Annotated in this window: 6 protein-coding genes and 1 pseudogene; 6 read left to right on the plus strand and 1 reads right to left on the minus strand. The window is 63.6% G+C overall.

The features are described 5' to 3' along the window. Nucleotides 1-53 precede the first annotated feature (53 nt). A complete protein-coding gene (locus tag EOC06_RS21375) occupies nucleotides 54-845 on the minus strand; it encodes a cyclase family protein (protein ID WP_128308721.1) in 792 nt (263 codons plus the stop codon). A 119-nt stretch (nucleotides 846-964) separates the two neighbouring features. Here EOC06_RS21375 and EOC06_RS21380 point away from each other — a divergent pair, with 119 nt between their 5' ends. The 6 genes and pseudogenes from EOC06_RS21380 to EOC06_RS43070 form a co-directional block, all read left to right on the plus strand. Beyond that, nucleotides 965-2,539, plus strand: coding sequence for an NAD(P)/FAD-dependent oxidoreductase (locus EOC06_RS21380; RefSeq protein WP_128308722.1), 1,575 nt, complete (start codon nucleotides 965-967; stop codon nucleotides 2,537-2,539). A gap of 111 nt (nucleotides 2,540-2,650) precedes the next feature. Next, nucleotides 2,651-4,180 (plus strand): ABC transporter substrate-binding protein, encoded by a 1,530-nt coding sequence (locus EOC06_RS21385; RefSeq protein WP_128308723.1) that lies wholly within the window; start codon nucleotides 2,651-2,653, stop codon nucleotides 4,178-4,180. Between the two features lie 90 nt (nucleotides 4,181-4,270). Continuing rightward, complete coding sequence (locus tag EOC06_RS21390) at nucleotides 4,271-5,278, plus strand: ABC transporter permease (RefSeq protein ID WP_128308724.1); 1,008 nt, start codon at nucleotides 4,271-4,273, stop codon at nucleotides 5,276-5,278. Beyond that, nucleotides 5,271-6,119 carry an ABC transporter permease gene (locus EOC06_RS21395; protein WP_127269247.1) on the plus strand — a complete coding sequence of 283 codons (849 nt, stop codon included), beginning with the start codon at nucleotides 5,271-5,273 and terminating at the stop codon, nucleotides 6,117-6,119. The genes EOC06_RS21390 and EOC06_RS21395 overlap by 8 nt, the downstream gene beginning before the upstream one ends. Then, the gene (locus EOC06_RS21400; protein ID WP_127326228.1) at nucleotides 6,116-6,994 is read left to right on the plus strand and encodes an ABC transporter ATP-binding protein; all 879 of its coding nucleotides are present in this window, start codon (nucleotides 6,116-6,118) and stop codon (nucleotides 6,992-6,994) included. The genes EOC06_RS21395 and EOC06_RS21400 overlap by 4 nt, the downstream gene beginning before the upstream one ends. Further along, a pseudogene (locus tag EOC06_RS43070) lies at nucleotides 6,987-7,087 on the plus strand (ABC transporter ATP-binding protein); the annotation flags it as partial. The gene EOC06_RS21400 and the pseudogene EOC06_RS43070, both read left to right, overlap by 8 nt.

Genomic DNA, 7,087 nt, shown 5'->3' on the forward strand with positions numbered 1-7,087 from the left:
GTCACCAGAACTTCACCTTCGCGCATGATCTTCTCCCGAAGACCCACCTCACCCTATTGCTTCGACACCAGTGCCAGCGCGCGGATCGGGCTGCCGGTGCCGTGCTCGATCTTGAGCGGCGCCGCGATCAGGATGGCGCCCTTCGGCGGCAGCTGGTCGAGGTTGCAGAGGCTGGCGAGACCGTAGCGGTTGGCCTTGTGCATCAGCGTGTGCGCCGGGAATGGCGGCTCCATGCCGCCGGCTTTGCCGGCGTCCGTGCCGATCGTCTCCGAGCCCCAGCCCTTGATGTCCTTGCTGATCAGGAACTGGATGGCTTCGGCCGTCGGCCCCGGCGTGTGCGGGCCGGTCTCGTTGGCGTTGAGGAACTCGGCTTCCGAACCGTTGCGCTTGTACCAGTCGGTGCGCATCACCACCCATTCGCCGGCATTGATCGCGCCATGCTCGGCTTCCCAGGCCTTGATGTGGTCGACGGTGAGCAGGAAATCGGGGTCGGCGGCGGCTTCCTTCGAACAGTCGATGACATTGACCGGGCCGACGAAATTCTGCGCCGGAATGGTGTCGGTAGCGCCGTCCGGATAATCCTTGCCGGAGATCCAGTGCTGCGGCGCGTCGAAATGCGTGCCGGAATGCTCGCCGAGCTTCAGCCAGTTCCAGGCCCACCACGGACCGTTCTTGTCGTAACGGGAGATATTGTGGATCTCGACCTTCGGCGTGTCGACGGCGAGTTCCGGCGGCAGCTTGATCAACGGCGTATCCGGCCCGAGCGGCGCCGACAGGTCGACCACCTTGATGGCGCCTGAAAGAAGCTGGCTGGCGACTTCGCCGAGGAGTTTTTGGGTGTCCATGGTCTGAAGTTCCCTCTTTCGTGTGATGATCAAGGCTCGTCTCGGCCCTTAATATCCTACTAGACGAAAACATATGCATCTGCAATTATCTTTAAGCATAAAGGAAATGGGGACGGGGCGTGAGCGAGTTCGACGCCATCTTTGTCGGGGCCGGCCACAACAGTCTGGCATGCGCCGCGCATTTGGCGCTCAAAGGCTGGAAAACCGGGATTTTCGAGGGCAGTGCAACAATCGGCGGCGCCGTCCAGACGCGCGAATTCACCCTCCCTGGCTTTCGCCACGATTTCGGTGCGATGAATCTGAGCCTCTTCGCCGGCTCGGCCTTCCACCGGAAATATGCAAATGAATTGAAAGCGCGGGGGCTGGAGTTCGCCCCGGTCGCCGACTGTTTCGCCAGCGCATTCCCCGACGGACGCTGGTTCGGCGTCAGCAACGATCTGGAAAAGACCGCCGCGCGCATCGCCGCCTTCTCCGCTGCTGATGCCCAGACATGGCGCAGGCTGGTCGCCGCCTTCCCGGCGGAAGCCGAGCATCTGTTCCGGCTGCTGGGTTCGCCGATGAGTGCCCGCGCGCTTGCCGGCACGGCGTGGAACCTGTGGCGCAAGAAGGGCATTGCCGGCGCGCTCGATACGGGCCGGCTGCTGCTGTCCTCGCCCCGCGCCTGGCTGGAGGAGAATTTCGAGTCGCCGCATATCAGGGCAACGCTCGCCACCTGGGGCATGCATCTCGACTTCGCGCCCGACATCGCCGGCGGTGCCGTCTTCCCCTATCTGGAATCGATGGCCAACCAGAGTTTCGGCATGGTGCTGGGCAAAGGCGGCGCCGACACCATCATTAAGGCGCTGTCGGGCATGGTCACATCTGCTGGAGGCAAGATCGTCACCGGCGCCGAAGTGGCCGAGATCACGGTTTCCGCCGGCAGGGCGACCGGCGTGCGGCTTGCTTCCGGTGAGACCCATACCGCCACAAGGGCAGTCATTGCCGGCGTTGCGCCCAAGGCGCTGACTGGCAAGCTGCTGCCCAATGGTTCGGGCGACGCCGGCTTCGACACGGCGATGCAAAAGTTCCGCCATGCGCCGGGCACGATGATGATCCATCTGGCACTCGACGATCTGCCCGACTGGCGCGCCGGAACGGAGCTTCGGCAGTTCGCCTATGTGCATCTGTCGCCCTCGCTCGACGCCATGTCGCGTACCTATCAGCAGGCGATGGCGGGCATGCTGCCGGACGGGCCGGTGCTGGTGGTCGGCCAGCCGACGGCGATCGACCCATCGCGGGCGCCTGAGGGAAAGCATGTGCTGTGGGTGCAGGTGCGCATGCTGCCCGCCGAAATCCTGGGCGATGCCGCCGGCAAGATCGCGCCGGACCATTGGGACAAGGTGAAGGAAGCCTACGCCGAGCGTGTCCTCGACATCATCGAGACCTATGCTCCCGGCCTGCGCAACAAGATCCTCGGCCGTGCCGTCTTCTCGCCCATCGATCTGGAGCGCGAGAACCCCAACCTCGTCGGCGGAGACCAGGTCTGCGGCAGCCATCATCTGGCGCAGAACTTCCTGTTCCGCCCGGCCCGCGGCTATGCCGGCTGGAACACGCCGGTGGCGCATCTGCACCTCACTGGAGCCGCGACATGGCCGGGCGCCGGCACCGGTGCGGCGTCGGGCTTCATGCTCGCACAACAGCTTGGCGGGAGGTAGGAGCCGAGGATTTCCTTGAGGCTACAAGGGGCAAGGCGCTGCTGCCCAAGAAGCCTGAACCAATGAACTAAGACGCCGCGCGCAGAAACAAAACCAACAAGGGGAACGACCATGACAATCAACAGACGTGAATTGCTGGGATACAGCGCCGCGGCACTCGGGGTGGCCGCCGTCGGCCTGCCGTCGATCGCTAGGGCGGCTGCCGGCGAACTGACCATCGCCTACAACGTCAACTTGCCATCCTGGGATCCAACCACCGGCCCCTCGGCCGTCAACCCGACCATCCAGGGGCTGTACCAGTCGGTGTTCGACCAGTTCATCCCACAGAAGCCCGACCTTTCCTTCGCGCCGGGCCTGCTCACCGAATGGGGCTGGAACGACGACCGCACCAAGATAATGATGACGGTGCGCGAGGGCGTGACCTGGCATGACGGCTCGCCGTTCACTGCCGAGGACGTCGTCTGGTCGCTGCAGCGGGCAGGCGACGAAAAGACCGGCAATCCGATCCAGTTCGTCTGGAAGAACGTCAACAACTTCAAGATCGACGGCAACAAAATCACGGGCGACGTCGTGCAGTTCGACCCTGTCTATTTCAAATGGATGTCGTTCCTGACCGGCTACATCATGCCGAAGGCCTATTACGAGAAGGTCGGCACCGAAGGTTTCGAGAAGGCGCCGATCGGCACCGGCCCCTACATGGTCGAAAAATTCGAGCGCAACGCCTTCCTGCGGCTCAAGGCAAACCCGAACTACTGGGGCGGCAAGCCGGCCTTCGAGAATGTGACGATCAAGTTCGTCGCCGACGCGGCAAGCCGCGTCGCCGAGATCGAATCCGGCTCCTCGCAGGTGACGCTCGAAATTCCCTATGAGGAGTATGACCGGCTGATCGTCAAGGACGGGCTTGCCGGCTCGTGCAAGAACGTTTCCGACATCGGCATGATCTTCTTCAACGACATCGAGGCGATGCTGGACAAGAACGTCCGCCAGGCCGCCGTGATGGCCGTCGACAAGAAGCTGCTGGTCGATCGCCTGCTACGCGGCTACGGCCAGCCGATCGATACGCTGGAAACGCCGGAATACGCATCCTACGACGCGTCGATCAAGGTCGAGCACAATCCGGAAAAGGCCAAGGAATTGCTCGCCGCTTCCGGCTATTCGCCGGAAAAGCCGGTCAAGTTCACCATCCAGACGACCAAGGGCTTCAAGCCCAAGGACTATGAGATGATCCAGGCGATCGTCGGCATGTGGCGCAAGGTCGGCATCGAGGCGACGATCGAAGTCTACGAGATCGCCAAGCACTACGAACTGCGCGCCGCCGACAAGCTTGCGCCGGCCGCCTTCTACAATTGGGGCAATGCCATCGGCGATCCGACCACCTCGACCGGCTTTGCCATGTACGGCCCGAGCCCGCATTCGGTGTGGGACAGCCAGGATTTGATCGACATGATCAACCCGCTGTGGGGCGAAAAGGACGAGGCCAAGCGCATCGCCGGCTGGAAGGCTGTCGACAAATACATCGCCGAGCAGGCCTATGTGCTGCCGCTGATCCAGTATGCGCAGCCGATCGTGCATGCCAAGGGCGTCAATGTGGTGCAGCATGTGTCCGGCGCGCTGCTGCCGGCCCTGATGACCCCGGCCTGATATCGGCCTGGAATTGCCGCGCGCCGTCATCAATGACGGCGCGCATTTTCCATCGGGCATACGAGCCCACGGGCTCCTGCAAAGATTTACATGCTCCTGCAAAGATTCCTGATCCGTCTGCTGACGATGCTGATCACGCTGTTCGGCGTGGCCGTCGTCGTCTTTGTCGTGATCCGCGTCGCGCCCGGCGATCCGATCGCCATGATGCTGCCGCCCGGCGCGACGGATGCCGACATCGCCCGGCTGCGCGCGCTCTATGGGCTCGACAAGACCATCGTGCAACAATTCTTCATCTGGCTGTCTGGTGTCGCCCAGGGCGATTTCGGCACCTCGATCTCGCTGCGGCAGGATGTGCTCGGGCTGGTCTTCAACCGGCTGCCGGCGACGCTGGAACTCGCTATCGTCGCGCTCATCATGGCGGTGGCGATCGGCGGCACGACGGCGATCATCGGCGCGCGCGAACGCGGCACGGCGGTCGAGGCCGGCATCGACATCGCCAGCGGCGCGGCGCTTTCCATTCCCGATTTCCTGTGGGGCCTGGTGCTGATCCTGCTGTTCGGCGTGCTGGTGCCGATCTTCGACATTTCCGGCCGGGTGTCGCCGCAACTGGACCTGCCCTTCGTCACCCAGTTCTATCTGTTCGAGAGCCTGTTGCGCCTGCGCCTCGACCTGACCTGGGATCTGCTGAAGCACATGCTGATGCCGGCCGTGGCGCTGGCACTGCCGCTGGCAGCAATCATCTCGCAGCTGCTGAAACAGTCGCTGAAGGAAGTGCTCGACCTCGACTACGTCGTGCTGGCACGGGTGAAGGGTTTTTCGGAAACGCAGGTCATCCTGCGCGAGGCCTTGAAGAATGCCGCTTTGCCGACACTGACACTGGTCGGCGTGCAGTTCACCTTCCTGATCGGCGGCACCGTCATCGTCGAACGGCTGTTTTCCTATGAGGGCCTCGGCAATATGGCGATCGACGCGGTCATCAACCGCGACCTGCCTTTGATTCAAGGCATCGTGCTGGTCTTCGCGCTGCTGTTCGTGCTGATCAACCTCAGCGTCGACATGATGTATGCGCTGCTCAATCCGAGGCTGCGCCATGGATGAGGGCCGTGCTCGAAGACGAGGTGTGTCGCCACGCCTGTGGCTGGCCGGCGGCTGGCTGCTGCTGGCGCTTCTGGCGGCAATCTTCGCGCCGCTGGTCGCGCCGCAGGATCCGCTGGCGCAGGATCTGATGCTGGAGCGGTTGCCGCCATTCTGGATGAATGGAGCCGAACCCGGCTATTGGCTCGGCACCGACAGCCTCGGCCGCGATCTGTTGTCGAGGCTGATCTTTGGCGGCCGCATCGCCTTCATCGTCGCCTTTTCCGCAGCCGTCGCTGCGTGCCTGGTCGGCTCGACGCTAGGCCTGATCGCAGGCTATTTCGGCGGTTGGGCCGACCGCATCATCTCGCGCGTCGTCGATGTCTGGATGGCCTTTCCGCCGGTGCTGTTCGCCATATTGCTGGTGGCGGTGCTCGGCACGGGCTTGAGTTCCGTCATCCTGGCCATCGCCATCATCGACTGGACGCGTTTCTGCCGGGTGATCCGTGCCGAGACAATGGGTCAGTCGCGCATGGACTATGTCGAGAATGCCCGCATTGCCGGCTACGGCCGCATCGGCATCATGCTGCGCGAAGTGCTGCCCAATGTGGTGCCGTCGATCGTCGCATTGCTGTCGCTGGAAATGGGCATCGCCGTTATCGTCGAGGCGATCCTGTCCTTCGTCAATCTGTCGATCTCGACCGACGATCCGACCTGGGGAGGCATCATCGCCGAGGGCCGGCTGTCGATCCATCAGGCCTGGTGGGTGCTGGTGTTCCCGCTGATCACGCTGATCCTGACCGTGCTGTCGTTCAGTCAGTTCGGCGAGGCGCTGAAGACGCGTTTCGATCCGGTGCTGCGATGAGCGCCTGCCTCGACATCAGGGGGTTGAGCGCGGTGCTGCCCAACGGCCAGCGCGTATTGCGCTCGGTGTCGCTTGCCGTTCAGCCCGGCGAAGTGCGCGCGCTGGTCGGCGAAAGCGGCGCCGGCAAGACGATGATCGGCAAGGCGGTGCTCGGTGTGCTGCCGTCGAGCGTGCGCATTGTCGAAGGCGACATGCTGCTCGAGGGTGAAGACCTCGGCAAATTGCAACCCAAGGCACGACGCACGCTGATCGGGGCGCGCACGGCGCTGATCCCGCAGGACCCGCTGACCGCGCTCAACCCGTCGCGGCGCATCGGCTCGCAGATGACCGACCGGCTGGTGCGCATCCTCGGCTGGAGTGGCGAGAAGGCCGATACCCGCATCCGGCAATTGCTGGACGAGGTGCAAATCCGCGATCCCGACCGCGTGCTGAAAAGCTATCCGCACGAACTGTCCGGCGGCATGCGCCAGCGCGTGCTGATCGCTGCGGCCTTCGCCGCGGAGCCAAGGCTGATCGTCGCCGACGAGCCGACCACGGCGCTTGATGTGACCGTGCAAAAACAGATCCTGCGGCTGATCGTGCAGTTGCAGCGCGAGCATGGCACGGCGATCCTGTTCGTCACCCATGATCTCGGCGTCGTCGCCAAGATCAGCCAGAGAGTCTCGGTGCTTTATGCCGGCAAGGTGGTGGAGGAGGCCGACACGGCTGCCCTCTTCGCAGCACCGCAGCATCCCTACACGCGAGCGCTGATGGCGGCGACGCCACGCTACACCGATCCTTTCGCCTCGCTGAAGCCGGTGGACGAGGCGGTGCTGGCCGGGCTTGCTTCGGAGATCGCTGCCGCAGACCAAGCCTGGAGGCGGCCGCATGGTTGAACCGTTGTTCTCCGTGCGCGGGCTGAAGGTCGCGCTGCCCGACATGACGCGCAAGCCACTGATCGGCCGCGCGCCATTGGTCGAAATCCTGAA

Source organism: Mesorhizobium sp. M7A.F.Ca.MR.362.00.0.0 (genome assembly GCF_004023175.1).
Taxonomy (GTDB): domain Bacteria; phylum Pseudomonadota; class Alphaproteobacteria; order Rhizobiales; family Rhizobiaceae; genus Mesorhizobium.

Bases quoted from the DNA above. Each gene is read 5' to 3' on its own strand.
- EOC06_RS21375 (WP_128308721.1), bottom strand. From the start codon at position 845: ATGGACACCCAAAAACTCCTCGGCGAAGTCGCCAGCCAGCTTCTTTCA.
- EOC06_RS21385 (WP_128308723.1), top strand. From the start codon at position 2,651: ATGACAATCAACAGACGTGAATTGCTGGGATACAGCGCCGCGGCACTC.
- EOC06_RS21390 (WP_128308724.1), top strand. From the start codon at position 4,271: ATGCTCCTGCAAAGATTCCTGATCCGTCTGCTGACGATGCTGATCACG.
- EOC06_RS21395 (WP_127269247.1), top strand. From the start codon at position 5,271: ATGGATGAGGGCCGTGCTCGAAGACGAGGTGTGTCGCCACGCCTGTGG.
- EOC06_RS21400 (WP_127326228.1), top strand. From the start codon at position 6,116: ATGAGCGCCTGCCTCGACATCAGGGGGTTGAGCGCGGTGCTGCCCAAC.